Origin of the sequence: Streptomyces cyaneofuscatus, assembly GCF_033109485.1 — a bacterium.
Taxonomy (GTDB): domain Bacteria; phylum Actinomycetota; class Actinomycetes; order Streptomycetales; family Streptomycetaceae; genus Streptomyces; species Streptomyces cyaneofuscatus.
Genome location: NZ_CP137002.1, coordinates 4,542,590 through 4,565,237, shown reverse-complemented (window position 1 = coordinate 4,565,237; position 22,648 = coordinate 4,542,590). Strand labels below are relative to the sequence as shown.

Here is a 22,648-nt window from a genome sequence, read left to right as displayed (position 1 = left end):
CTTTCGTACGCGTACGTACGGGACAGGGGCGGACGTACGGGAAAGGGTCAGCGCTTGGCGTGGCGGCCGCGGCCGGTGGCCGGGCGGGCCGGCGGGCCGTCGGGGGTGCCGAGCGCCTCGGCTGCGGCGGCCTTCTTGCCCTGGCTGCGGGCGCGCAGGACCTCGATCACGATCGGCACCACGGAGCAGAGCACGATCAGGATGAGGATCATCTCGATGTGCTCGTGCACGAAGTCGATCTTGCCGAGCAGCGCGCCGAGCACGGTGACGCCCACGCCCCACAGGAGCGCGCCGACGACGTTGTAGATGACGAACAGGCGGTAGTTCATCCGGCTGACGCCCGCGATGATCGGCGTGAACGTCCGCACGATGGGCACGAACCGGGCCAGGACCAGCGACTTCGGGCCGTGCTTCTCGAAGAATTCGTGGGCCTTCTCGACGTTCTCCTGCTTGAAGAGGCGGGAGTCCGGGCGCTTGAAGAGGGCCGGGCCGACCTTGCGGCCGAAGAGATAGCCCACCTGGTCGCCGACGATCGCGGCGACGGCGACCAGCGTGCAGACGAGCCAGAGCGGGTACTTCAACTGTCCCGTGGTCACCAGCAGCCCTGTGGTGAACAGCAGGGAGTCGCCGGGCAGGAAGAAGCCGATCAGGAGTCCGGACTCGGCGAAGACGATGAGAAGAAGGCCGGGGAGGCCGAACGTATTGAGCAGATAGTCCGGGTCCAGCCAGCTCGGGCCGAGCGCAAGCGTATTCAAGGGTCCGGGCTCCAGGATGTGTGCGATGGGGGCTCTGTAGGCCGCCCCAAGCTATCAACGCCCGGTGAACGCCCTTGGTTCCAGTGGCGGACGGCGGGAATGCGCATCTTACGGAGCAGGGTGAGGCTGGACACAGGAGGTGCCACAGACATGGGCATTGAGGATTTCGGCGGCGGTCAGACCGCCCAGGCGGATGTGCTGGTCGTCACCACCAATGACGTGCCGGGGTATCAGGTGACGCAGGTCATCGGCGAGGTTTTCGGGCTGACCGTAAGGTCGCGCCACCTCGGCAGCCAGATCGGCGCGGGGCTGAAGTCGATGATCGGCGGCGAGCTGAAGGGGCTGACCAAGACCCTGGTCGAGACGCGCAACCAGGCGATGGAGCGGCTGGTGGAGCAGGCCCGGGCGCGGGGCGCCAACGCGGTCCTGATGATGCGGTTCGACGTGTCGGAGGCGGCGGATGTGGGGACGGAGGTCTGCGCGTACGGGACGGCGGCGGTGATCAGCAAGGTGTGACATGAGGGGCGGTGCAGTTCTGCCGGAGCGGTGAGGCGCGGTGCCGGCGGGAGCGGTGGGGCGTTGGTTCCGTCGGAGCGGTGAGGCGCGATTCCACCGTTGCCCGAATTGGGGCGCTTTAGGTGGCTATTCGCCCTAGGGTGTGCCGGTGGCCCCCGAATCCCCCGCGCCTCCGCATCCCCACCCCCCGGCCGCCCCCGCCCGGCGGCTCCTGCCGCTCGTGCTGCCCGCGATCGCCGTCGGCATCGTCTGCGCGCTGATCCTGCTCGGGGTCAGCCTCCTGGCGGAACAGCTCCAGGACGTGCTCTGGGAGACCCTGCCCGACGCGCTCGGCGTGGGGCGGTTCTCCTCGCTCTGGATGATCGTCATGCTCACCGCGACCGGCCTCGCGGTGGGCGTGGTCCTGCGGACCGTGCCCGGTCACGGCGGGCCCGACCCGGCCACCACCGGGCTGGTCGACGCCCCGATGCGGCCGGGCGTCGTCCCCGGGCTGCTCCTGGTGACCGTGCTGGCGCTGGCGGGCGGGGTGAGCCTCGGGCCGGAGAACCCGATCACCGCGGCCAACATCGCCCTCGCCTACTGGCTGGGCCGCCGCGCCGCGCCGGGTGCGCCGGCCGAGCTCTGGGTGGCGCTCGCCGCCGCCGGGACGATCGGCGCCCTCTTCGGCACCCCGATCGCCGCCGCGCTGATCCTCTCCGAGTCGCTGGCCTCGCAGCCGGGGCCCGGGGCGTTCTGGGACCGGCTGTTCGCGCCGCTCGCGGCCGGTACGGCGGGGGCGCTGACCATGTCGCTGATCGCGGAGCCCAGCTTCGACCTCTCGCTCCCCGCGTACGCCGGACCGCACTGGGGCGACCTGCTCTCCGCCCTCCTCATCGCCTCGGCGGGCGCGCTCCTCGGCATGGTGGCGGTGTACGCGTTCCCGGTGGCGCACCGGGCCTTCCACGCGTTGCGGTACCCGGTGCTCGCCCTGACCGCCGGTGGGCTGGTGCTGGGGCTGCTCGGGGCGCTGGGCGGCCATCTGACCCTCTTCAAGGGGCTGGACGAGGTGAAGGAGATCGCCGCGGACCCGGACGGGTGGTCGGCCGGGGAGTTCGCGGTGATGGCGGTGGTGAAGATGGCCGCCCTGGTGATCGCGGCGACGTGCGGCTTCCGGGGCGGGCGGATCTTCCCGGCGGTCTTCGCGGGGGTGTCGCTCGGCCTCTGCGCCCATGCCCTGGTCGGCGCCGTGCCGCCGGCGCTCGCGGTCTCCTGCGCGGTGCTGGGCGTGCTGCTCGCCGTCACCCGGCAGGGGTGGGTGAGCCTGTTCACGGCGGCGGTGCTGGTCAGCGACGCGTCCGTACTGCCGCTGCTCTGCGCCGCCACCCTGCCCGCCTGGCTGCTGGTGACCGGGCGGGCGCAGATGCAGCTGGACGGGGAGGGCAAGGCGCTGCGGTGAGGGGGAAGCCCAGGGGCGGGGGGCGGAGGCGTCCGGCGCGCCGGGTGCGTCGGATATCCGTATCGTCAGCTTGGTAAGTCTATGCACCGGTTCGTCCTGATGCTGTCCCGACGGAGGTCCCCGCATGTCCACGCCCGTCAACGTCGCCGTCATCTACTACTCGTCCACCGGCACGATCACCACCCTCGCCCGGGCCATCGCCGAGGACGCGGAGCGGGCCGGCGCGCAGGTGCGGCTGCGCCGGGCGGCCGAACTCGCCCCGCAGTCCGCCATCGACTCCAACCCGGCGTGGGCCGCCAACATCGAGGCGACGGCCGACATCCCCGAGGTCTCGCCGGACGACATGGTGTGGGCGGACGCGGTGATCTTCGGTTCGCCGACCCGGTACGGGAACATCACCGCGCAGCTCAAGCAGTTCATCGACACCCTGGGCGGGCTCTGGCAGTCCGGGCAGCTGGCCGACAAGGTCTACAGCGGCTTCACCGCCAGCGCCACCGCCCACGGCGGCCAGGAGTCCACGCTGCTCGCGCTCTACAACACGATCCACCACTTCGGCGGCATCCTCGTCACCCCCGGGTACACCGACCCGTCGAAGTTCGTCGACGGCAACCCGTACGGCACCTCGCACGTGTCCGGGCAGGGCGACCTGCCGATCGGCGAGGTCACGCTGACCGCCGCCCGGGTGCAGGCCGAGCGGGTCGTGAAGTTCACCCGGGCGCTGAAGGCCGGTCTCGCCGCCGAGAGCTGAGAGACCCACGAGCCGCAGAGGCCGAGAGCTGAGAGACCGACAGCCCCAGAAGCCGAGAGCTGAGGAAGAGGACTCCCCCATGCCGCTCCACCGAGGCGCCCACCCGCAGCGGGACGACCACTCCGAGGAGCGGCTCAGGCTCGCCCTCAACCCCTTCTACGGCGAGGCCGATCCGACGGCGGCGATGAACACCGCGCCGCCCCGGCACAAGCTCCCCGACGGGCCGCTGCCGCCGCTGACGGCGTACCGGCTGGTCCATGACGAGCTGATGCTCGACGGCAACTCCCGGCTCAACCTGGCCACCTTCGTCACCACCTGGATGGAGCCGCAGGCCGGGGTGCTGATGGGCGAGTGCCAGGACAAGAACATGATCGACAAGGACGAGTACCCGCGCACCGCCGAGCTGGAGCGGCGCTGTGTGGCGATGCTCGCCGACCTGTGGAACGCTCCCGATCCCTCGACCACCGTGGGGTGTTCGACCACCGGGTCGAGCGAGGCGTGCATGCTGGCCGGGCTCGCCCTGAAGCGGCGCTGGTCCCAGCGGAACGCGGACCGCTATCCGGCGACCGCCCGGCCCAATCTGGTGATGGGCGTCAACGTGCAGGTCTGCTGGGAGAAGTTCTGCAATTTCTGGGAGGTGGAGGCCCGGCAGGTTCCGATGGACGGCGAGCGCTTCCACCTCGACCCGCAGGCCGCCGCCGAACTCTGCGACGAGAACACGATCGGGGTCGTCGGCATCCTCGGCTCCACCTTTGACGGGTCCTACGAGCCCATCGCCGACCTCTGCGCGGCCCTGGACGCCCTCCAGGAGCGCACCGGCCTCGATATCCCCGTCCATGTCGACGGCGCGTCCGGCGCGATGGTGGCGCCCTTCCTCGACCCGGACCTGGTGTGGGACTTCCGGCTGCCGAGGGTGTCCTCGATCAACACCTCGGGCCACAAGTACGGACTGGTCTACCCCGGGGTCGGGTGGGCGCTGTGGCGTACGGCGGACGACCTGCCGGAGGAGCTGGTCTTCCGGGTCAACTACCTGGGCGGCGACATGCCGACCTTCGCGCTGAACTTCTCCCGGCCCGGGGCGCAGGTGGTCGCGCAGTACTACACGTTCCTGCGCCTCGGGCACGACGGCTACCGGGCGGTCCAGCAGGCCTCCCGGGACGTGGCCTGCGGACTGGCCCGGGAGGTGGAGGAGCTGGGCGACTTCCGACTCCTCACCCGGGGCGACGAGTTGCCGGTCTTCGCCTTCACGACCAACCCGGACGTCCACGCGTACGACGTGTTCGACGTCTCCCGCCGGCTGCGGGAGCACGGCTGGCTGGTCCCGGCCTACACCTTCCCCGCCAACCGGCAGGACCTGTCGGTGCTGCGGGTGGTGTGCCGCAACGGCTTCTCCTCCGACCTCGCCGCGCTGCTGATCGAGGACCTGAAGCTGCTGCTCCCCGAACTGCGGGCACAGAAGCATCCGTTGAGTCACGACCGGGGAGCCGCGACGGCGTTCCACCACTAGGGACTTCTAGCGGCTCAGCCGCGCGAACTTCCCCACCGCCAGCGGGAAGAACACCGCGATGATCGCCACCGGCCAGAGGATCGCGAGGAGTTGGGCGTGCTCGGCGGCCCAGGAGCCGGTGGCGCCGCCCGGGTTGCCGAACAGCTCCCGTACGGCGGTGGCGGTGGCGGACATCGGGTTCCACTCGACCACCGTGCCCAGCCAGCCCGGCATCGACGCCGGGGAGGCGAACACGTTGGAGAGGAAGCCGACCGGCCAGACCAGGATCTGGACCGCCTGCACCAGCTCGGGCCGCCCCGCCACCATGGCCAGGTGGATGCCGACCCAGAGCATCGCGAACCGGAGCAGGAGCAGCAGCCCCACCGCACCGAGCGCGGCCGCCGCCCCGTTGTGCCAGCGCCAGCCGACCGCGTAGCCGACCCCGGCCATCACGGCGAGAGCCGCCACGGACTGGAGCATGTCGGCGGCGCTGCGGCCGACCAGGACCGCGCCCGGGACCATCGGCAGCGAGCGGAACCGGTCGATGACGCCCTTGCCGAGGTCCTGGGTGACCGCGAGCATCGTGCTCTCCAGGCCGAAGGCCATGGTCAGCGCGAGCATCCCGGGGACCAGGTACTCGGTGGGGTCGCCCGCCACGCCCCGGCCGCCGCCGACCAGGTACGTGAACATCAGGAGCAGCATCACCGGGAAGGCCAGGCCCACGACCACCGCGACGGGCTGCCGGGCCCAGTGGGCGAGTTCGCGGCGGGTCATCGTCCAGGAGTCGGTCAGGGCCCAGGTGAGGCGGGAGGGGCCGGTGCCGTCTTCGGTGCCGGTGCCGGTGCCGTGTTCCGTGAGTGTGGTCGTGGTCATGCCGCCGCCTCCGTCTCGCGTACCGCCTGTTCGCCCACGGGCCCTGCGGCCCCGGCGGGCCGCCCCGTCAGCGACAGGAACACCTCGTCCAGCGTCGGGCGGCGCACCGCGATGTCCTCCGCCTCGATGCCCGCCTCCTGAAGCGCCCGGACCGCACTCGTCAGGGCCGCCATCCGGTCCGGGGCGGGGGCGCTGATGAGGCGGCGGTCCGGGTCGCGGAGGGCGTCCGGGGAGCCCAGCAGCGCGGCCGCCTCCGCCAGGCGGGCCGCGTCGCGCAGGACGACGTCGATCCGGTCGCCGCCGACAAGCGCCTTGAGCTGGTCGGACGTGCCTTCGGCGGCGACCCTGCCCTCGTCGATGAGGGAGATCCGGTCGGCCAGCTGGTCCGCCTCCTCCAGATACTGCGTGGTCAGCAGGACGGTGGTGCCGCCGCCGACCAGGGACCGTACGGCGTCCCAGACCTCGGCCCGGCCGCGCGGGTCCAGGCCGGTCGTGGGCTCGTCCAGGAAGAGCACGGCCGGTTCGGTGATCAGCGAGGCGGCCAGGTCGAGCCGCCTGCGCATCCCGCCGCTGTACTGCTTGACCGCCTTGCGCCCGGTGTCCGCGAGGCCGAACCGCTCCAGGAGTTCGTCGGCCCGGGTGCCCGCCCGGCGTGCGCCCAGGTGGTACAGCCGCCCGAACATCTCCAGGTTCTGCCGGCCGCCGAGCTGCTCGTCCACCGCCGCGTGCTGCCCGAGCAGCCCGATCCGCCGCCGTACGCCGGAGGCCCGCTCGCGGACGTCGAGCCCGGCCACGATGACCCGGCCCGCGTCGGGGCGCAGCAGCGTCGACATGATCCGTACGGCGGTGGTCTTGCCCGCCCCGTTGGGGCCGAGCACCGCGTGGACGGTGCCGGCTCCGACCGTGAGGTCCAGCCCGTCGAGGGCGCGTTTCTCCCCGTACCTCTTGTGCACGCCGTCCAGGACGATCGCTTCGGTCACGTTCCCCGCCATCCTTCGGTTGCCGCCTTGTAGTCAAACTTGACTAGCAGTTCGAAGGTAAACCCGGTTCCGCCATTCGTCAAACTTGATTAGTCGTTGTCCCCGGGGTCGGGGACGCCCGTCGCGTACGGGTTCTCCTCGCCCTCGGCGAGTACGCCGACGAACGGGTCACCCTCGCCCGCGAAGGTGTACGCGCCACGCTCGATGCGCTCGATCAGCCCCCGGGTCCACTCCGCGCCCGCGTCGGCGGAGTGCACCCACAGGTTCATGATCTCGCCGATGTGGCCGAGGGACTCGGGGCCCTCCTCGGGCGTGTAGTACTCGGTGACCGAGGCCCGCCACTCCTTCATCCCCTCCACCCGCTCCTTGAGCAGCGCCACCGCCTCCTCCCGGGGCAGGTCGACGATGAACCCGATCGCCGCCGAGAGGACGTCGAGGTTCTGGTCGTAGGAGCGGATGGCGTCGCGCAACAGGGTGCGGTACTCCGCGAGCCCCTCCTCCGTGACCTCGTACTCGGTACGCGGCGGACCGCCGGCGGTGGAGGGGGCCGTCTCATGGGCGAGGAGCAGCCCCTGCTTCGCCATCTGCTTCAGGGCGTGGTAGATCGACCCGGGCTTGGCGTTGGACCACTCGTGGGCGCCCCAGTACTCCAGGTCGTTGCGGACCTGATAGCCGTGCGCGCGGCCGTGCATGCGCACAGCGCCGAGGACCAGCAGCCGGATCGCGGACATGGCACCCATCCATCCCGCCCCGGGGGCCGACCGCTCCCGGGGCTCCTATTCAACTTTGACTAGGGTAGCCCGTACGGCCGTGGCCAGCAGCGCCGCCACCAGGCACCCCGCGCTCAGCGCCGCCCACACCACGTCGTACGTACCGAACACGTCCCGTGCCGTCGCGCCGAGGAAGGCCGAGGCCCCCGCACCCAGTTGGTGGGCGGCGTTGGCCCAGCCGAAGACGATGGGGCCGTCGGTCCCGTACACGCGGCGGCAGAGTTCGATGACCGGCGGCACGGTCGCCACGTCGACCAGGCCGTAGACGAACACGAAGAGGAGCATCGGGGCCGTCACCGCGGAGGAGAACAGCGCGGGCAGAGCCAGCAGGGTGAGCGCCCGGAGCGCGAAGCAGACGGTCAGCAGACGACGCGGGTCGAAGCGGTCGGTCAGCCAGCCGGAGAGGAGCGCGCCGAGGGCGGAGAAGACGCCGATCAGGGAGAGCAGCGAGGCCGCCGCCGTCACCCGCATACCGTGATCGTGCGCCGCCGGGGCCCAGTTGGACCACATGATGCCGTTGGTGGACGCTCCGCAGAGCACGAACATCCCGGCCAGCAGCCAGAACGGGCGGGTGCGCAGGGCGCCGGCCAGCACCTTCAGCGTACGGGTCGCAGCACCGGGAGACGGGGGCGGCGCGGGGGTGAAATCCCTTGCCCCATAAGGCTTTACTCCGATATCGGCCGGGTGGTCGCGCAGCGCCAGGAACACCAGGGCGGCGACGGCGAGCGCCACCAGCGCCAGGGTCACCACCGGGGGCCGCCAGCCGTGGCGCTCCACAGACCCCGCGAGCAGCGGCAGGAAGAGCAACTGGCCCAGGTGGCTGGAGGAGCTGAGCGCCCCGGTCACCAGACCACGGCGCCGGTCGAACCAGCGGGCGGTGATGCCCGCCGCGAACGTCATGGTCAGGCAGCCGCTACCGAGGCCGATCAACACGCCCCAGTACGCGACCAGTTGCCAGGGGCGGGTCATGAAGGCGGTGAGCACGGCGCCCGCCGAGACCAGCAGCAGCGCGCCGCCGACCACCCGGCGGGCACCCACCCGGTCCATCAGGGCGGCCGCGAAGGGGGCGGTGAGGCCGAACAGGACCATGTTGACGGAGGCGGCCAGCGCGACCTGGCCCCGGTTCCAGGCGAACTCCTCACCCAGGGGCGTCACCAGCAGCCCGGGCACGGTCGTGAACGCCCCGGCGGTGACGATGGCCGCGCCCGCGACGGCGGCGATCAGCCAGGCGCGGTGGAAGCGGGGTCGGCGGAGTCGGTGGAGGCGGAGTCGGGGGGCCGGTGCGGTGGGGTGGTCTGTGGTCCCGTCCTTGCTCTGTTCCGTGGTCGAAAAGGCCATGGAGCCAGCCTGGCGACCGGTGGCCCGCCGCTGCGAGTGTCCAGATGGACCAGGTGCGCAAGAATATGGCCATGCCCACGGTCTTCACCCACCCCGGGCGGCACCGCGTCGCCGTCCTCGCGCGCGCTGTCCTGCTCCCCATCGAGCTGGGGATCGTGCATCAGCTGTTCGGCCAGGCCAGAGCGGGTGGCGCGGTGGACGGGGAGCCGCTGTACGAGGTCGCCACCTGCTCCCTGGCGGCGGGGGACGTGGGCACGGACGGGGACTTCACGGTGGCGGTCCGGCACGGGCCCGAGGCGCTGGCCGAGGCCGACACGGTGGTCGTGCTGTCGTCGTACGAGGACTATGCGCAGGACACCCCGGCGCTCACGGCTCCCCTCGCCGAGGCCTTCGCCCTCATCCGGCCCGGCACCCGGACCGCCTCCATCTGCACCGGAGCCTTCGTCCTGGCCTCCGCCGGACTGCTCGACGGGCACACCGCGACCACGCACTGGCGGTACACGGACCTCTTCGCCCGGCTGTTCCCGCGGATCGAGCTGGATCCGGACGTGCTCTACACGGACGGGGGCAGCGTCCTGACCTCGGCGGGGTGCGCGGCCGGCATCGATCTCTGCCTGCACATGATCCGGCGCGACCACGGGACGGCCGTCGCCAACGATGTGGCGCGGCGGACCGTCGTACCGCCTCATCGCGAGGGCGGGCAGGTCCAGTACATCCGGCGGCCCGTCCCCGCACCTGCTGCGTCCGGCACCTCTGCCGCCCGCGCATGGGCCCTGCGGCGGCTCCAGGACCCGATCACACTCGGGCAGTTGGCGGCCCGGGAGGCCATGAGCGTACGGAACTTCAACCGGCGCTTCCGTGAGGAGGTCGGCACCACGCCGATGACCTGGCTGAACCAGCAACGCGTCGAGCTGGCCCGGGAGTTGCTGGAGGAGTCCGACCTGGCCGTAGAGCAGGTGGCCGAGCGGACCGGGCTCGGGTCGGCGGCCAATCTGCGGCGCCACTTCCAGGAGGCGCTGGGCGTCTCGCCGAGCGCCTACCGTACGACGTTCCGCGGGCCACCGGCCCGGTGAGGCGGCCCAGTGAGGAGGCCCGGTGAGGCGGCCCGGTGAGGAGGCGCGCTGTCAAGAGGCGTGCCGTCAGAACGGGAAGACCGAGCGTCCGTGCTGGATCGACATCCACTTCTGCGTCGTGAACGCCTCCACGACCGCCTCGCCGTTCAGCCGCCCCACGCCGGACGTCTTCTCGCCGCCGAACGCCACCAGCGGGTCGTCCTGGACGGTGGAGTCGTTGACGTGGAACATCCCGCTGACGATCCGCTGCGCGAACCGCACCCCGCGCTCCACGTCGCCCGTGTGCACGGCGCCGCTGAGCCCGTAGGGGCTGTCGTTCACGATCGTCACGGCCTCGTCCTCGCCGTCGAACGTCATCAGCAGGGCCACCGGGCCGAGGATCTCCTGCGTCAGCAGCGGGGAGCCGTCGGGGAGGTCGGTCAGGACGGTCGGCTCCACGACGTTGCCGCGGGTCCGGCCCCGTACGAGCGCCGTCGCCCCGTCCGCGACCGCGCGGTCGACCAGTGCGGTCAGCGCGTCGGCCTGGAAGGCGTTGAAGACCGGGCCGATCCGGGTCTCCGGTTCCCTCGGGTCGCCGGACTTCAGCGCGGCCACCTCGGCGGTGAAGCGCTCGGTGAACTCGGCGGCCACCGAACGGTCCACCAGGATGCGGTTGGCCGCCATGCTGACCTGGCCCTGGTAGAGGAAGCGGCTGAAGACCGCCGCCCGGACCGCGTAGTCGATGTCGGCGTCCTCCAGCACCACCAAGGCGCTGTTGCCGCTGAGTTCGAGGATGGTCCGCTTGAGGTGCCCGGCGGCGGTACCGGCTATGTGGCGGCCGACCCGGTCGGAGCCGCTGAACGAGATCACCTTGGGCACGGGGTGCTCGATGAACGCGTCGCCGATCTCGGCGCTGTCGGTGATCAGGACGTTGAGCAGCCCGGCCGGCAGCCCGGCGTCCTCGAATATCTTCGCGATCAGTCCGCCGCCGACGACGGGGGCGCTCTGGTGGGGCTTCACGACGACCGCGTTGCCGAGCGCCAGGGCGGGTGCGATCGACTTCATCCCCACCAGGAAAGGGAAGTTGAAGGCGCTGATCACGCCTATGACGCCGACGGGGAGCCGGTACAGGCGGTTCTCCCGGCCGTCGGAGACCGCGGGCAGCAGACGGCCGGTGGGCCGCAGCGACTGGCGGACCGCCTCGCGCAGGACCTCGCTCGCGCCGCGCACCTCGTACGCGGCGCGCAGCCGGGTGCCGCCCAGTTCGTCGATGATCGCCTCGGCGATCTCGTCGGCGCGCTCCCCGGTGATGCGCAGGGCGCGCTCCAGGACGACCCGCCGCTCGTACGGGTTGGTGGCGGCCCACTCCTGCTGCGCCCGCTCGGCCGCCCGGTAGGCCTGGTCGACCTCCAGCGCGGTCGCCACGGTGACGGCGGCGAGTTTCTCACCGTTGTAGGGATTGAAATCGATGATGTCCCATGAGCCGCTGCCCGTGCGCCACTCGCCATCGATGTACTGGTGGGCCAGTTCATGGAAGAAGGACATGCAATCCCTTACTGCAGGCGTTCGCAGACTCCTGATGTGACGTCATCGTAACGACAAATCACGTCAGTTGGAGGAGTCCTCGCAGGAGATCACGGCTCTCCTCGGGACCGGGACTGTCCTTCCGCAGGCACCCCATGGCCTTTTCGTACTGCGCGACTTCCTCGGCCTTGTCCAGATAGAGCGCACTTGTCAGCTGCTCCAAATAGACAATGTCCGACAGATCGGATTCCGGGAATCGCAGCATCGTGAACGAACCGCTCTCACCCGCATGCCCTCCGTAACTGAAGGGCATCACCTGGAGGGTGATGTTCGGCTGCTCCGACATGTCGATCAGGTGGCGCAATTGGGCACGCATCACGTCGCGTTCACCGTACGGGCGGCGGAGCGCGGCTTCGTCCAGGACGGCGTGGAAGACCGGGGCCCGTTCGGAGACGAGCACCTTCTGGCGCTCCAGGCGCAGGGCGACACGGCGCTCGATGTCGGCGGCCGGGGCGCCGCGCATTCCGCGGGCGACGACGGCGTGGGCATAGGCCTCGGTCTGCAACAGGCCGTGCACGAACTGGACTTCATAGATACGGATGAGGGAGGCCGCTCCCTCCAGGCCCACATAGGTCTGGAACCAGCCGGGCAGCGCATTGCCGTAACTGTGCCACCAGCCCGCCACATTGGCCTCGCGCGCCAGACCGAGGAGCGCTTCGCGCTCCGCGACATCCGCGACACCGTAGAGCGTGAGCAGATCCTCGACGTCCCTGGCCTTGAAGCTCACCCGTCCCAACTCCATGCGGCTGATCTTCGATTCGGAGGCCCGGATGGAGTAGCCGGCCGCCTCACGGGTGATACCGCGCGACTCCCGCAGCCTTCTGAGCTGAGAGCCCAGCAGGATGCGTCGCACCACCGATCCACTCGACTCGCCTGCCGACACTGGTCCGACCCTCCCCATCGCCTACCGGGCACTCGGGGCGCCCCCAGAACCCCTCGACCCCGAAGCCACGGATTCTGCCACCAAAACGCTTCAGCCCGTACTCATTCGGTTACGGAAATGGGAAGACGTCCGGAAAGCTCCGAAACTGCCCGACGGAAGAAATGCCCCGGAATCACCACGGTACCGGGCAGGTCCGGCGCGTGCACGTGCATCTGCCCTTGCATCTGCTGTGCGCATTGGGAAGCATGACCCCTGCGCACCTGCGTGCTCGTGTTGTGCCGCTGTACCCCCCGCAGTACCGCTGACAGGCAGTGCCGCTACAGCCGCGAATCCCGGGAGTGCCTCGTATGGGGACGAATGGATCGACGATGCTCGAGCCGTTACGGCAGGGGCTTCCCCCGACCGACCCCTCAGGGGTCGCCGGCTCGGCCTCCTGCGCTCTGCCCGCACGTTACGAAGCGGTCGGCGGAGCACGGCAGTTCACCAGGTCCACCCTGGAGCGGTGGGAGCTGAGCGACCGTTTCGACGATGTCGCCCTGGTGGTGTCCGAGCTCGTCACCAACGCCCTGCGCCACGCGCTGCCGAGCGACCCGCCCCGGGAGTTCCAGGACCCGCCGGTGCGGCTGCATCTGATGCGGTGGAGCTCGCGGCTGGTCTGCGCGGTGCGCGATCCCAGCCGGGAGAGCCCGGTGGCGGGCGAGGCGGCGGATTCCGCGGAGTCGGGGCGCGGTCTGTTCCTGGTGGAGTGCGTCAGCGACAGCTGGGGGTGGCACCCGTCGCCCGCGCCTGCCGGTGAGCTGCCGTCAGTACCCGTGTACGGCAAGGTGGTCTGGGCGCTGTTCCGGCTCTCGGACTGCGCGAAGAACGAATAGATCCACCGGATTCGCGCCGCTGGATCCGCACCGCGTCACCCAGGGCCGCCCGGCCGCCGGTTTCAGCCTCCGGCCGTCTGCCGGCCTTCGGTCGTCCGGTGCGCTTCGGTCGTAGGCCTCAGATGGCCAGGTGGTCGAACTCGCCGTCCTTGACGCCGAGCAGCAGCGCCTCGATCTCGGCCGGTGTATAGACGAGCGCGGGCCCGTCGGGGTGGCGCGAGTTCCGCATCGCCACATCACCTCCGGGCAGTTTCGCGAACTCCACGCAGGATCCCTGGGAGTTGCTGTGTCTGCTCTTCTGCCAGACGACTCCGCGAAGCTCTGTGGCCGCCATGCCGTTGTACACGTGGTGCACAGGACGCTCCCCGAGTTGCAAAGTGCAAGTGTCAACTAGATCGGATCATAGCTCTGTTCATATGCCGATGCATGAGCAGATGCACGTGCACGCGGGGTGTTGCTGCGATTACAGGTTTTCCCTTCCCGGAGAAGACCTTGGAGAGATCCTGAAGGAGACCCCGGAGGAGAGACGAACGGCACGCCTATTTGGCTCCCACTTAACGGAGTTGGCCGGAAGAACCTTGGTAACGTGGCGCGGTCTTTCGACCGGAAATCAGCAAGGGGGAACTCCACGTGACCAGGTTCGTACGCACCGGAGGTGTCGTGGTCGCCGCTCTGGCCGCCTCATGGGCGCTGACCGCATGCGGCAGCGACGACGACGCGGGCAAGGGTTCCGGCCCCGATGCCGGTTCGAGCGCGACGCCCGGCGACGGCCAGGGGTCGGGCGGCGGCGCCGGTACGGACGCCGCGGCGCTGGAGGGCACCTGGGTGGGGCTGACCGGCGGCAAGAACGTCACCGTCTCCATCACCGCGGGCAAGGTCGCCCTCGTCGCCGACCAGGCCGTCTGCCAGGGCGATGTGAAGGACATGGGCGAGGTGATGCTCGCGCTGAAGTGCACCGGCGAAGCCGATGACCGCACCATGGGCGCGATCGAGTCCAACGACGGCAAACAGCTGGTCCTCTCCTGGGACGGCGGGGTGAAGGACACCCTGACGAAGGCCGCCCCGGGCAAGCTGCCGACGGATCTGCCGTCGCTGCCCTCGGACCTTCCGTCGGACCTGCCTTCGGGTCTGCCGTCGGACCTGCCGTCGCTGCCGTAGATGCCCGAGGTGCCGTCGGCGTCGATGCCCGAGGTGCCGTCGGCGTCCTGAGGCCCCGGCCTCTCTGTTTCTCGGCTTCTCGGCTTCTCGGCTTCTCGCTCAACTCTCCGCGAGGGTGCTGCTCACCCGGGTCGAGCCGCCGCGCTCGTCCAGGGCCCGGGTGAACTCCTCCAGCGCGTCCAGAAGCAGCGCGGCGCCCCGGCGCACCACCGGGTCGCCGACCGGGGTCGTCCCGTCCTCCGTCGGCGTCGGCACATCCCAGTGGGCCACCGCGTCCACCACCGGCTGCCAGTCCGGCAGCCGCCGCTCCCGTACCGCCTTCGCTCCCTTCTCGGTGGCCCTGCGCAACGCCTCCGCCAGCTGGGCGGCGCCCGGCACCGGGTCGGCCGAGCGGGCCGGAAGGTGGGCCTCCAGCACCATCGCGGACCGGCCGAGCTGGGCCAGGGCGTGCTGGGCGTCGGTGGCGGCGGCGCGGGAGATGCCCCGGTGGCGTACGGGTTCGTGCTGGGCGGTCGCCAGCGCCTCCTGCCAGGCGACCCTGGCCTCGCGGGTCGCGATCAGGGCGTCCCGTACCTCCTCCAGGTCGCGGTGGGCCGGATCCGCGTACCGGTCGACCACCGTCGCCGCGTACCGCCCGTCCGCCACCAGCCACTCCGCCAGCCGGTTGCGCAGCCGCGGCGTCTCCCAGGCCGGGTAGAGCGCGTAGGCGACCATCGCGAGGAGACCGCCGACCAGCGTGAGCACGATGCGTTCGGTGACGGTCTGGGACCAGTCGTCGCCGGCCATGCCGAGCAGGAAGACCACATAGGCGGAGACGCAGACCTGGCTGACCGCGTACCCGGTCCGCATCAGCAGGTACATCAGCCCGGCGCAGACCACCGCCAGGAGCGCGGAGAGCCGGGCGTCGGGGCTCGCGGTCTGCACGATGGCGGTGGCGAGCCCGACGCCGATCAGGGTGCCGCCGAAGCGGGCCACGGAGCGGCCGTACGTCTGCGAGAACTCCGGGCGCATCACCATGACGGCGGTCATCGGCGCCCAGTAGCCGTGCCCGAGCGGGAGGGCGGCGCCGACGAAGTAGCCCACCACGGCGACCACGGCGACCCGGATCGCGTGGCGCAGGATCGGCGAGCCCGGGTGCAGCTCCCGGCGCACCGCCTTCAGGACGACCGGGACCAGCCGCAGCAGGGTGGGGCGGTGGCGGGTGTCGGGGGCGAGGTGTTCGGGGACCCCGCTGTCGGTGCCCGTACCCTCCGCGATCTCCAGGACGTCGTCCAGCAGGGCGGCGAGGCGGTCGGCGGCGCGGAGGGCGGGGCCGACGAGGATCACGTCGTTGTCGGGGGTCTTCAGGACGCCCAGGTCGGTGGCGGAGAGGTGGACGGGCTCCCCGTACCGCACGGCCCGCGCGGCGGCGTCGAGCACCGACCCGGCGGCGCCGAGCAGCTCGTTCACCCAGGCCCGCTCCAGGCCGTCGCCGGGCACGCCCATCGCCGGGTCGGCCAGCGAGGCGAGGACGGGGCGCAGCCGTTCCGCGATGCCCCGGGCGCCGTGGAGCTCGGCGGGGCGGCGGCGGGCCTGGCGCGGGGTGACGGCGGCGGCGCTGCGGGCGGTCATCAGGGGCAGCGGGTCGAAGGGGGCGACCGGGTCGTGGCGCAGGCGGCGGGCGTAGTCGGCCTCGGCGGCCAGCGCGTCGGCGAGCGCGTCGCGCTGGGCGCCCCATCTCCGTACCGGGAACAGGACGATCAGCGCCGCCTGCACCACCCCGCCGACCAGGATCATCCCGGCGTGGGCTGCGGCGTCCACGACGGAGGTCGGCAGGGTGATCGTCACCAGCATGATCGCGACGTTGGACGAGGCGATGATCCCGCCCGTCGGGCCCGCCGCCCAGGCCAGACCGGCGAGGAACGTCCAGGCGCCGAGCAGGCAGAGGAAGAGCACGGGATGTGAGGCGGTGACATAGCCGAGGAACGTGGACACGGCGAGGCTGGCACCGGAGACGAGGGCCAGCACGGGGCGCGGGCGCCAGCTGCGCTGGAAGGTGGCGATGGCCGCCTGGAAGGCGCCGAACGCCGAACTCGCCGCGATCTCGGGCCCGAAGAGCACCAGGCTCGTCCCGACCACGAGGGCCAGCCCGGCCGCCCCGCGGAAGGCGATGAGCGGTTCGAGTCTCTGCCGCTCGATCTCCAGCCCCGAGCGGGCGGTCTCCTTCAGCGCCCGGAGCCAGCTCATGGGCCGAGCCTAGCCCGGATCGTGGGCAAGTCGGACTTACGCCATGATTTCGCCGTCGCGTCCAGGGGACGTGCGATCGCTGCGGGAGCCTCCTACGCGGGCCCGGTCGGCGGCCTCGGTGCCGTGGTTCCAGCCGTCGAGGTCGGTGGCCCCGCGGACGCGGGTGGTGGTGGTCCGGGGGAACATCCGCTCGGCGGTCTCGGTGACGGCGACGTCCCGGGCGGCGAGGACGGGGAGCAGGTCGGCGGGGCCTTCAGACGTGCCCCCGCCCGTCTCCGTATCAGCAGCCGCCGTGGCCCGTTCGGTGGTGTCGGCGAGCCGGGAGCCGAGGCGCTGCGCGTACGCCATCAGGAACGACTGCCGGAATGTCTTGGTCCGCTTACGGCCGGAGGCCCGCTGCCCGGCCTCCGCCCGGGTCATCGCGGCCGTGCCCTGGACGAGGAGGGAGGTGAAGAGCAGCTCGACGGCCTCCAGGTCCGGCTCGAAGCCGACGACCGTGCTGAAGCCGAGGTCGCCGTTCCACACGGCCTGGCAGCGGTTGGCGGAGGCGACGGCGTCGAGCAGGATCGCCTTCGCGCTCTCGTACGGCGGCTCCACCCCGATCCGGCAGGCGCCGGGGGTCTCGGCGCTGTGGCTGCGGGCGGCGATGAGGGCCTCGTCGATGCTGTGCCGGGCCATCAGCTCCTGCGCCTTGGCCGTCAGCGCCTCGGCCTCCTCCGGGAAGCCCGTCGCCTCCGCCTTGGCCAGCAGGGCCCGGATCCGGGTGAGCATGCGGGGCTCGTCGGGGGCGGGCGGCCGGTGGAGGTGGTCGGCGGCGGTGCCGGGCGCCGGGCCGACGGGCTCGATCGCGGGGAGCCGGAGCAGCAGCCGGTACAGCTCCAGGAGGTCGGAGGCGTAGCTGAACCGGTCGGGCTTGTTGCGCGGTACGGGTACGGGTCCGGGCAGTTCGGCGAGCTGGGCGCGCCAGCGGGGCGGCAGCTCCCCGTACCGGGCGGTCTCGGCGGCGATCAGCGTGGCCGCCAGCACCGCCCGCCGCTCGTCGAGCTCCAGCCGGACGAACCGGACCAGGTCGGCGGGGTGCCAGCCCCTCCCCCAGGCCCGGGTCACGAACTCCTCGCCGCGCCGGTGCAGGTCATCGTCCGCGTCGGGGGCGGCGGCGAGCAGGGAGGCCCCGGTGTCCAGGGCCGCGTCGCCCTCCGCGTACAGCGCCGCCGCGCATGCCTGGTCGATCACCGCTTCCATCCGACCAGGGTAGGCGGGGCGCCGGGGTGGCCGACGGGCGCCGGTTCCGGGGTGGTCGGCCGTTCCGGCGCGGGCACCCGCTCCGGCGCGGGTTGCCGTTCCGGGGCGGGCCGGCGTTCCGGGGTGGTGTCAGTGGTGGGTGCCAGACTCGCACCATGACCGGACGGGAACGGTGGGCGGTGGCTGCTGCGGACGGGGGCGGGGCGCTGCTCGTGCCGCTCGCGGGGGACGGCGCGCCCGCCGGGCCGGTCCTGGCCGAGCCCGATCTCGTCGCGGCCGTACGCTCCCGGCCCGAGGTGGCCCGCTGGGTGTGGCGGTCCACCGCCGAGCTCTACCCCCGGCTGCTCGCCGCCGGGGTCCGGGTCGAGCGGTGTTACGACATCGAGTGCGCCGAGCTCCTGCTGCTCGGGCACGCGGGGCGGCTCGGTGAGCCCCGGTCCGCGGCCGCCGCGCTGGCCCGGCTGGAGAACGCGCCCGTGCCGCCGGACCCGCCCGCCCGGTCCGCCGAACCCGGCTCCCAGTCCTCCCTCTTCGAGCCGCCCTCCGGCCCCGAGGTCCCCTTCGAGGGGCTGCTGCGGGTCTACGCGGACCAGGTGCGCCGCCACGACACGGCCGAGCACCCGGACCGGATGCGGCTGCTGACCGCCTCGGAGTCGGCGGGGATGCTCGTCGCCGCCGAGATGCACCGGGCGGGGCTGCCCTGGCGGGCCGATGTGCACCGGGACGTGCTGCACGGGCTGCTGGGCGAGCGGTACGCGGGCGGTGGCGAGCCCCGCCGGCTCGCCGAGCTGGCGGACGAGGTGTCGGCGGCCTTCGGCAGACGGGTCCGCCCCGACCTGCCCGCCGATGTGGTGAAGGCGTTCTCGCAGGCCGGGATCTCCGTGAAGTCGACCCGGCGGTGGGAGCTGGCGGAGCTGGACCACCCGGCGGTCGAGCCGCTGATCGCGTACAAGAAGCTCTACCGGATCTGGACGGCCCACGGGTGGAGCTGGCTCCAGGACTGGGTGCGCGAGGGCCGTTTCCGCCCTGAATACCAGCCGGGCGGCACGGTCAGCGGGCGCTGGACCACCAACGGCGGCGGGGCCCTCCAGATCCCCAAGGTCATCCGGCAGGCCGTAGTCGCCGACGAGGGCTGGCGGCTGGTCGTCGCGGACGCCGACCAGATGGAGCCGCGGGTGCTGGCCGCGATCTCCCGCGACCGGGGCCTGATGGATGTGGCCGGTCATGACGGCGACCTCTACAAGGCCCTGTCCGACCGGGCGTTCCACGGCGACCGCGAGCACGCCAAGCTGGCGCTGCTCGGCGCGGTCTACGGCCAGACCTCCGGGGACGGGCTGAAGAACCTGGCCGCCCTGCGCCGCCGCTTCCCGCTCGCCGTCGCCTACGTCGACGACGCGGCGCGGGCGGGCGAGGAGGGGCGGACGGTGCGGACCTGGCTGGGCCGCACCAGCCCGCCGGTCGCACTGGCCGGCCAGGACGAGGAGGCGGGCATCCCGCAGGAGGGCGGCGAGGCCGTCTCCGACGGCGGTCTGGCCCGGGCCAGAGGCCGCTTCACCCGGAATTTCGTGGTCCAGGGCAGCGCCGCCGACTGGGCCCTGCTCCTCCTGGCCGGGCTGCGCCGCACCCTCCACGAACAGAGGCTCCGCGCCGAGCTGGTCTTCTTCCAGCACGACGAGGTGATCGTGCACTGCCCGGCCGAGGAGACCGACGCCGTGACCGAGGCGATCCGGGCGGCCGGCGAGCTGGCCGGACGGATCGCCTTCGGGGAGACCCCGGTGCGGTTCCCGTTCACCACGGCGGTCGTCGAGCGGTACTCCGACGCGAAGTGAGCGGGACCGTCGTCGGTGTGCGGTGCGGTCACGTCGGGCCCCGCACACTGCACTCCCGCCGGGAGCTCCCTACTTCTGCTGGAGCTTCAGCCACTCCGGGCTGGTCGCCCCCGCCGGGTTGTCGATCCGCCGGGCCCGGCCCCAGTGGACGTACATCCGGCCCAGCGTCTCCTGCACCAGGTCCTCGGCGAGGTGAACGTCACCGCTGGTCAGCAGGCAGGCCGAGCGATACAGATGGCTCGCCCGCATGGCGGCGAACTCCTTGAACTCCTCGGCACGCGATGTCCTCATGCCTTCCCCCGTCCATCTTCGTACGTCCTCCGTTCCGCCCCTTCACCTGATCGACGCGCCAGTGCCCGGCAAATGTTTCAGGCCCCACGAGAATTCCGCCGGACCCCGGGGCGGGGACCGCACGCGGAAGCGCCCCGTTCACGCGCCGGACGGCGTGAACGGGGCGCGGGGCGGTGGTGCGCCTGCGCTGCTGTCGCGTCTACCCGCGTTCCCACAGCGCGGGGACGTTCGGCGGCTCCCAGCCCGTCATGGATTGGTGTGCCTGCCGGCAGCGGTAGGCGACCCCGCCGTAGGTGACGCGGTCTCCCGCGCGGTAGGAGGTTCCGGGTGCCCAGGTGCCACCCGGCGGATCGGTGGGCGGCTGGGTCGGCGGATCGCTCGGGCCGGGCGTCTGGGCGACGTCCAGCACGAAGTCGAAGGTGCCCTGGCGACCGTTGCCGACGCTGCGGACGTTCATCAGCAGCTCCGGGTCGAACAGGGCGTCGGTGTTGTTGCGCGGCTCGTTCGGGAAGTAGAGCTGCGTGGTGAGGATGCGGCCCCCGGGTGCCTGCGCCTTCACATGGATGTGGCGGGTGCGCCCCGGGTAGAGGCCCGGCACGATCGTGGTGAGGCTGAACGCCCCGTCGGCACCGGTGAACTGGTGCCCCCGGAAGGCGTACTGGGCCATGTCGTACGACCCGTTGGTGTCGGCCTGCCAGAAGTCGAGCAGGGCGCCGGAGATGGGCCGGCAGGCCCGGCCGAAGACGTAGCCGCTCACGGTGAGCGGTACGCCCGGGGTGCCGGACGTCACCAGACTGGTGCGCCGCGGGGAGTTGGGCTTGAAGTACGGGCCCTCCATCTGCGGCGGTGTCGTGTCGTCGCCGTCGTCGCACTGCGGGGTGGGGGCCAGGAGAGCGCCCCCGCCCGACGATGCGGCGTCCCGGGCGAGCGCGACGCCTCCTCCGGCGAGCAGAGGAGCCGCGCTCGCGACGATCGCGGCCTTCAGGAGACCTTTGCGGCTGATGCGCCGCGGGTCGGCCGACGCCGCGTCAGAGGTGTTCGCCTCGTCGGAAGCGTTCGGCTCGTGGGGGGTTGCGTTGTCCATTTGTGGGGTCATGACAGATTCCTCGGAGTCCTCGGTGCGGGGAGGCGGAGAGGTTCAGGAGGTTCGGTGACGCCGGGCAGGTGGGGTGAAGGCCGCCGGAACGGCGGTCAGATGCGCTGCCAGAGGGCCGGGACGGCCGCCGGGGTCCAGCCGGCCTGGGCCGTGTGTCCCTGGAGGCAGCGGTAGGTCGCTCCGCCGTACGTCACGGTGGCGCCGACGGCGTAGGTCGTGCCCGCCGCCCAGGTGCCGCCCGGCTGGTCGGTGGGCGGCGGGGTGGTGGGCGGGGTGGTCGGCGGGGTGGAGCCGCTGGTGACGAGCGTCAGCCCGTACGCCTGCAGGGCCGGGAGCAGCGGCTGGAAGTACGTCGTACCGCCGGAGGAGCAGTTGCCGGAGCCGCCGGAGGTGACACCCTGCGCCTGGCTGCCGGAGATGTACGCGCCGCCGGAGTCACCCGGTTCGGCGCAGACGCTGGTGCGGGTCACGCCGGAGATGGTGCCCTCCGGGTAGGTGACGCTGGTGTTGAGCTGCTGGATCGTGCCGCAGTGCCAGCCGGTGGTGGAGCCGGAGCGGCAGACCGAGGCGCCGACGACGGACGGGGTGGAGCCGGTGACGGTCACATCGCCGCGGCCGTAGCCGTTGACCAGGGGCTTCGGCACCCAGTTGGCGTTGGTGGCGACCCAGGCGTAGTCACGGCCGGGGAAGGTCGAGCCCTGGAAGCTGCCCTGGGCCTGCTGGTTGACGCCGTTGGTGGTGGTGCCCACCCGGCCGCAGTGGCCGGCGGTGACGAAGCCGTTCTGGGTACCGCCGCGCGTCACGGAGAAGCCGACGGAACAGCGGCCGCCGCCGCCCATGTAGTACGCGTCGCCGCCGCGGATGTCCGCGAGGGCGCGGGGCTGTTCGGTGGAGCGGGCGACGGTGACGAGCTGGTCGCCGACCCCGGCGGCCTTGACGAACGCCTCGCCGGCCGAGGTGCTCGCGGCGTTCACGACGACCCGGTTGGCCGCGACGTCGACGTACCAGACGGGCACGTTCTTCGGGGCCTTGCTCAGCGCCGCCTTGTCGAGGGCGTCCTTGACCGCTTCGAGGCGGTCCAGGCTGTGGCCGACGACCTCGGCCCTGGCGCCCGCCTTCGTGATGAGGGCGGCCTCGGACGCGTCGGTCGTGGAGACGGTGAGGTCCGCCTTGTCCCCGCTGACCCGGGCCCCGGCGAAGCTCGTGCCAAGGGACTTCTCCAGGCCGGCGGCGATGGCGGCAGCGCGGTACTCGCCCGCTATCCGGGTTCTGGCGGCGTCCGCGTCGAGCCCGAGGTCGCGTTCCAGGGCGGCCAGCAGGCCGGGCGAGAGGCTGTCGGCGGAGACGGCCGGGGCGGTGGTTCCCGGCGGGCCTGCGGACGCCACTCCGGTCAGTCCCGCGAGGGCGAGCGCGCCCACGGCCACCGTGGCGGTTGCGGTGGCGAGCACGCGTCTGCGGAGCTTGGTGTTCTCCACGTAACTCTCCTTGCTTCAGGGGGTGTCCCGGCCCGGTGG

The 22,648-nt window shown here is 72.0% G+C and carries 20 protein-coding genes and 1 pseudogene; 8 read left to right on the top strand and 13 right to left on the bottom strand.

Annotation, left to right across the window (positions count from 1 at the left end; all coding sequences use genetic code 11):
- Positions 1–47: 47 nt before the first annotated feature.
- Complete coding sequence (locus R2B67_RS20175) at positions 48–755, bottom strand: DedA family protein (RefSeq protein ID WP_109978327.1); 708 nt, start codon at positions 753–755, stop codon at positions 48–50.
- Between the two features lie 150 nt (positions 756–905).
- Between R2B67_RS20175 and R2B67_RS20170 the strand changes: the two genes are divergently transcribed.
- From R2B67_RS20170 to R2B67_RS20155, 4 genes are all read left to right on the top strand, one after another.
- Positions 906–1,271 (top strand): YbjQ family protein, encoded by a 366-nt coding sequence (locus tag R2B67_RS20170; protein WP_018514299.1) that lies wholly within the window; start codon positions 906–908, stop codon positions 1,269–1,271.
- Positions 1,272–1,419: 148 nt separating this feature from the next.
- Entirely contained in the window at positions 1,420–2,706 is a 1,287-nt protein-coding gene (locus R2B67_RS20165) for an ion channel protein (protein ID WP_317819992.1), read from the top strand.
- Positions 2,707–2,830: 124 nt separating this feature from the next.
- Positions 2,831–3,454, top strand: a complete 624-nt coding sequence (gene wrbA, locus R2B67_RS20160) for an NAD(P)H:quinone oxidoreductase (protein ID WP_018514297.1) — start codon at positions 2,831–2,833, stop codon at positions 3,452–3,454.
- A gap of 79 nt (positions 3,455–3,533) precedes the next feature.
- A complete protein-coding gene (locus R2B67_RS20155) occupies positions 3,534–4,961 on the top strand; it encodes a glutamate decarboxylase (protein WP_317819991.1) in 1,428 nt (475 codons plus the stop codon).
- Positions 4,962–4,967: 6 nt separating this feature from the next.
- Here R2B67_RS20155 and R2B67_RS20150 read toward each other — a convergent pair whose 3' ends face one another.
- The 4 genes from R2B67_RS20150 to R2B67_RS20135 form a co-directional block, all read right to left on the bottom strand.
- Complete coding sequence (locus tag R2B67_RS20150; protein WP_381074593.1) at positions 4,968–5,813, bottom strand: ABC transporter permease; 846 nt, start codon at positions 5,811–5,813, stop codon at positions 4,968–4,970.
- On the bottom strand, positions 5,810–6,793 hold the full coding sequence (locus R2B67_RS20145; RefSeq protein ID WP_317819989.1) for an efflux ABC transporter ATPase subunit, DrrA-related: 984 nt from the start codon (positions 6,791–6,793) through the stop codon (positions 5,810–5,812). Before R2B67_RS20145 ends, R2B67_RS20150 begins: the two co-directional genes overlap by 4 nt.
- 89 nt (positions 6,794–6,882) lie before the next feature.
- A complete protein-coding gene (locus R2B67_RS20140) occupies positions 6,883–7,524 on the bottom strand; it encodes a PadR family transcriptional regulator (RefSeq protein ID WP_317819988.1) in 642 nt (213 codons plus the stop codon).
- Positions 7,525–7,569: 45 nt separating this feature from the next.
- Entirely contained in the window at positions 7,570–8,901 is a 1,332-nt protein-coding gene (locus R2B67_RS20135; protein WP_317819985.1) for an MFS transporter, read from the bottom strand.
- Positions 8,902–8,966: 65 nt separating this feature from the next.
- Here R2B67_RS20135 and R2B67_RS20130 point away from each other — a divergent pair, with 65 nt between their 5' ends.
- Positions 8,967–9,974: a GlxA family transcriptional regulator gene (locus R2B67_RS20130; RefSeq protein WP_317819984.1), complete on the top strand. Its 1,008-nt coding sequence runs from the start codon at positions 8,967–8,969 to the stop codon at positions 9,972–9,974.
- A 66-nt stretch (positions 9,975–10,040) separates the two neighbouring features.
- Here the strand turns inward: R2B67_RS20130 and R2B67_RS20125 are convergent, their stop codons facing one another.
- Both R2B67_RS20125 and R2B67_RS20120 read right to left on the bottom strand, forming a co-directional pair.
- A complete protein-coding gene (locus R2B67_RS20125; protein ID WP_317819982.1) occupies positions 10,041–11,498 on the bottom strand; it encodes an aldehyde dehydrogenase family protein in 1,458 nt (485 codons plus the stop codon).
- A gap of 58 nt (positions 11,499–11,556) precedes the next feature.
- Entirely contained in the window at positions 11,557–12,438 is an 882-nt protein-coding gene (locus R2B67_RS20120; protein ID WP_204164148.1) for a Sco1979 family transcriptional regulator, read from the bottom strand.
- Between the two features lie 350 nt (positions 12,439–12,788).
- On the opposite strand from R2B67_RS20120, the gene R2B67_RS20115 reads away from it, so the two are divergent.
- Entirely contained in the window at positions 12,789–13,292 is a 504-nt protein-coding gene (locus R2B67_RS20115) for an ATP-binding protein (protein ID WP_018514288.1), read from the top strand.
- Between the two features lie 118 nt (positions 13,293–13,410).
- On the opposite strand, the gene R2B67_RS20110 is transcribed toward R2B67_RS20115, so the two are convergent.
- Positions 13,411–13,647: a DUF397 domain-containing protein gene (locus R2B67_RS20110; protein ID WP_018514287.1), complete on the bottom strand. Its 237-nt coding sequence runs from the start codon at positions 13,645–13,647 to the stop codon at positions 13,411–13,413.
- Positions 13,648–13,922: 275 nt separating this feature from the next.
- Here R2B67_RS20110 and R2B67_RS20105 point away from each other — a divergent pair, with 275 nt between their 5' ends.
- A complete protein-coding gene (locus tag R2B67_RS20105; RefSeq protein WP_317819980.1) occupies positions 13,923–14,450 on the top strand; it encodes a hypothetical protein in 528 nt (175 codons plus the stop codon).
- A 99-nt stretch (positions 14,451–14,549) separates the two neighbouring features.
- Here R2B67_RS20105 and R2B67_RS20100 read toward each other — a convergent pair whose 3' ends face one another.
- Together R2B67_RS20100 and R2B67_RS20095 are read right to left on the bottom strand one after the other, a co-directional pair.
- Positions 14,550–16,676, bottom strand: a complete 2,127-nt coding sequence (locus R2B67_RS20100) for an FUSC family protein (protein ID WP_317819979.1) — start codon at positions 16,674–16,676, stop codon at positions 14,550–14,552.
- A gap of 36 nt (positions 16,677–16,712) precedes the next feature.
- A complete protein-coding gene (locus tag R2B67_RS20095; RefSeq protein WP_317819978.1) occupies positions 16,713–17,918 on the bottom strand; it encodes a DUF2786 domain-containing protein in 1,206 nt (401 codons plus the stop codon).
- A gap of 155 nt (positions 17,919–18,073) precedes the next feature.
- On the opposite strand from R2B67_RS20095, the gene R2B67_RS20090 reads away from it, so the two are divergent.
- Positions 18,074–19,747 carry a bifunctional 3'-5' exonuclease/DNA polymerase gene (locus tag R2B67_RS20090; protein WP_317819977.1) on the top strand — a complete coding sequence of 558 codons (1,674 nt, stop codon included), beginning with the start codon at positions 18,074–18,076 and terminating at the stop codon, positions 19,745–19,747.
- Between the two features lie 111 nt (positions 19,748–19,858).
- Here the strand turns inward: R2B67_RS20090 and R2B67_RS20085 are convergent.
- The 3 genes and pseudogenes from R2B67_RS20085 to R2B67_RS20075 all read right to left on the bottom strand — a co-directional run.
- Positions 19,859–20,038: pseudogene (locus R2B67_RS20085) on the bottom strand (SigE family RNA polymerase sigma factor); the annotation flags it as partial.
- 199 nt (positions 20,039–20,237) lie between these two features.
- Positions 20,238–21,122 (bottom strand): dioxygenase family protein, encoded by an 885-nt coding sequence (locus tag R2B67_RS20080; RefSeq protein WP_317819975.1) that lies wholly within the window; start codon positions 21,120–21,122, stop codon positions 20,238–20,240.
- A 107-nt stretch (positions 21,123–21,229) separates the two neighbouring features.
- Complete coding sequence (locus R2B67_RS20075; RefSeq protein ID WP_317819974.1) at positions 21,230–22,609, bottom strand: carbohydrate-binding protein; 1,380 nt, start codon at positions 22,607–22,609, stop codon at positions 21,230–21,232.
- Positions 22,610–22,648 lie beyond the last annotated feature (39 nt).

Coding starts and splice junctions, on each gene's coding strand:
- R2B67_RS20170 (WP_018514299.1), top strand. CDS start 906: ATGGGCATTGAGGATTTCGGCGGCGGTCAGACCGCCCAGGCGGATGTG.
- wrbA (WP_018514297.1), top strand. CDS start 2,831: ATGTCCACGCCCGTCAACGTCGCCGTCATCTACTACTCGTCCACCGGC.
- R2B67_RS20155 (WP_317819991.1), top strand. CDS start 3,534: ATGCCGCTCCACCGAGGCGCCCACCCGCAGCGGGACGACCACTCCGAG.
- R2B67_RS20150 (WP_381074593.1), bottom strand. CDS start 5,813: ATGACCACGACCACACTCACGGAACACGGCACCGGCACCGGCACCGAA.
- R2B67_RS20140 (WP_317819988.1), bottom strand. CDS start 7,524: ATGTCCGCGATCCGGCTGCTGGTCCTCGGCGCTGTGCGCATGCACGGC.
- R2B67_RS20135 (WP_317819985.1), bottom strand. CDS start 8,901: ATGGCCTTTTCGACCACGGAACAGAGCAAGGACGGGACCACAGACCAC.
- R2B67_RS20130 (WP_317819984.1), top strand. CDS start 8,967: ATGGCCATGCCCACGGTCTTCACCCACCCCGGGCGGCACCGCGTCGCC.
- R2B67_RS20125 (WP_317819982.1), bottom strand. CDS start 11,498: ATGTCCTTCTTCCATGAACTGGCCCACCAGTACATCGATGGCGAGTGG.
- R2B67_RS20120 (WP_204164148.1), bottom strand. CDS start 12,438: ATGGGGAGGGTCGGACCAGTGTCGGCAGGCGAGTCGAGTGGATCGGTG.
- R2B67_RS20115 (WP_018514288.1), top strand. CDS start 12,789: ATGCTCGAGCCGTTACGGCAGGGGCTTCCCCCGACCGACCCCTCAGGG.
- R2B67_RS20100 (WP_317819979.1), bottom strand. CDS start 16,676: ATGAGCTGGCTCCGGGCGCTGAAGGAGACCGCCCGCTCGGGGCTGGAG.
- R2B67_RS20095 (WP_317819978.1), bottom strand. CDS start 17,918: ATGGAAGCGGTGATCGACCAGGCATGCGCGGCGGCGCTGTACGCGGAG.
- R2B67_RS20090 (WP_317819977.1), top strand. CDS start 18,074: ATGACCGGACGGGAACGGTGGGCGGTGGCTGCTGCGGACGGGGGCGGG.
- R2B67_RS20080 (WP_317819975.1), bottom strand. CDS start 21,122: ATGGACAACGCAACCCCCCACGAGCCGAACGCTTCCGACGAGGCGAAC.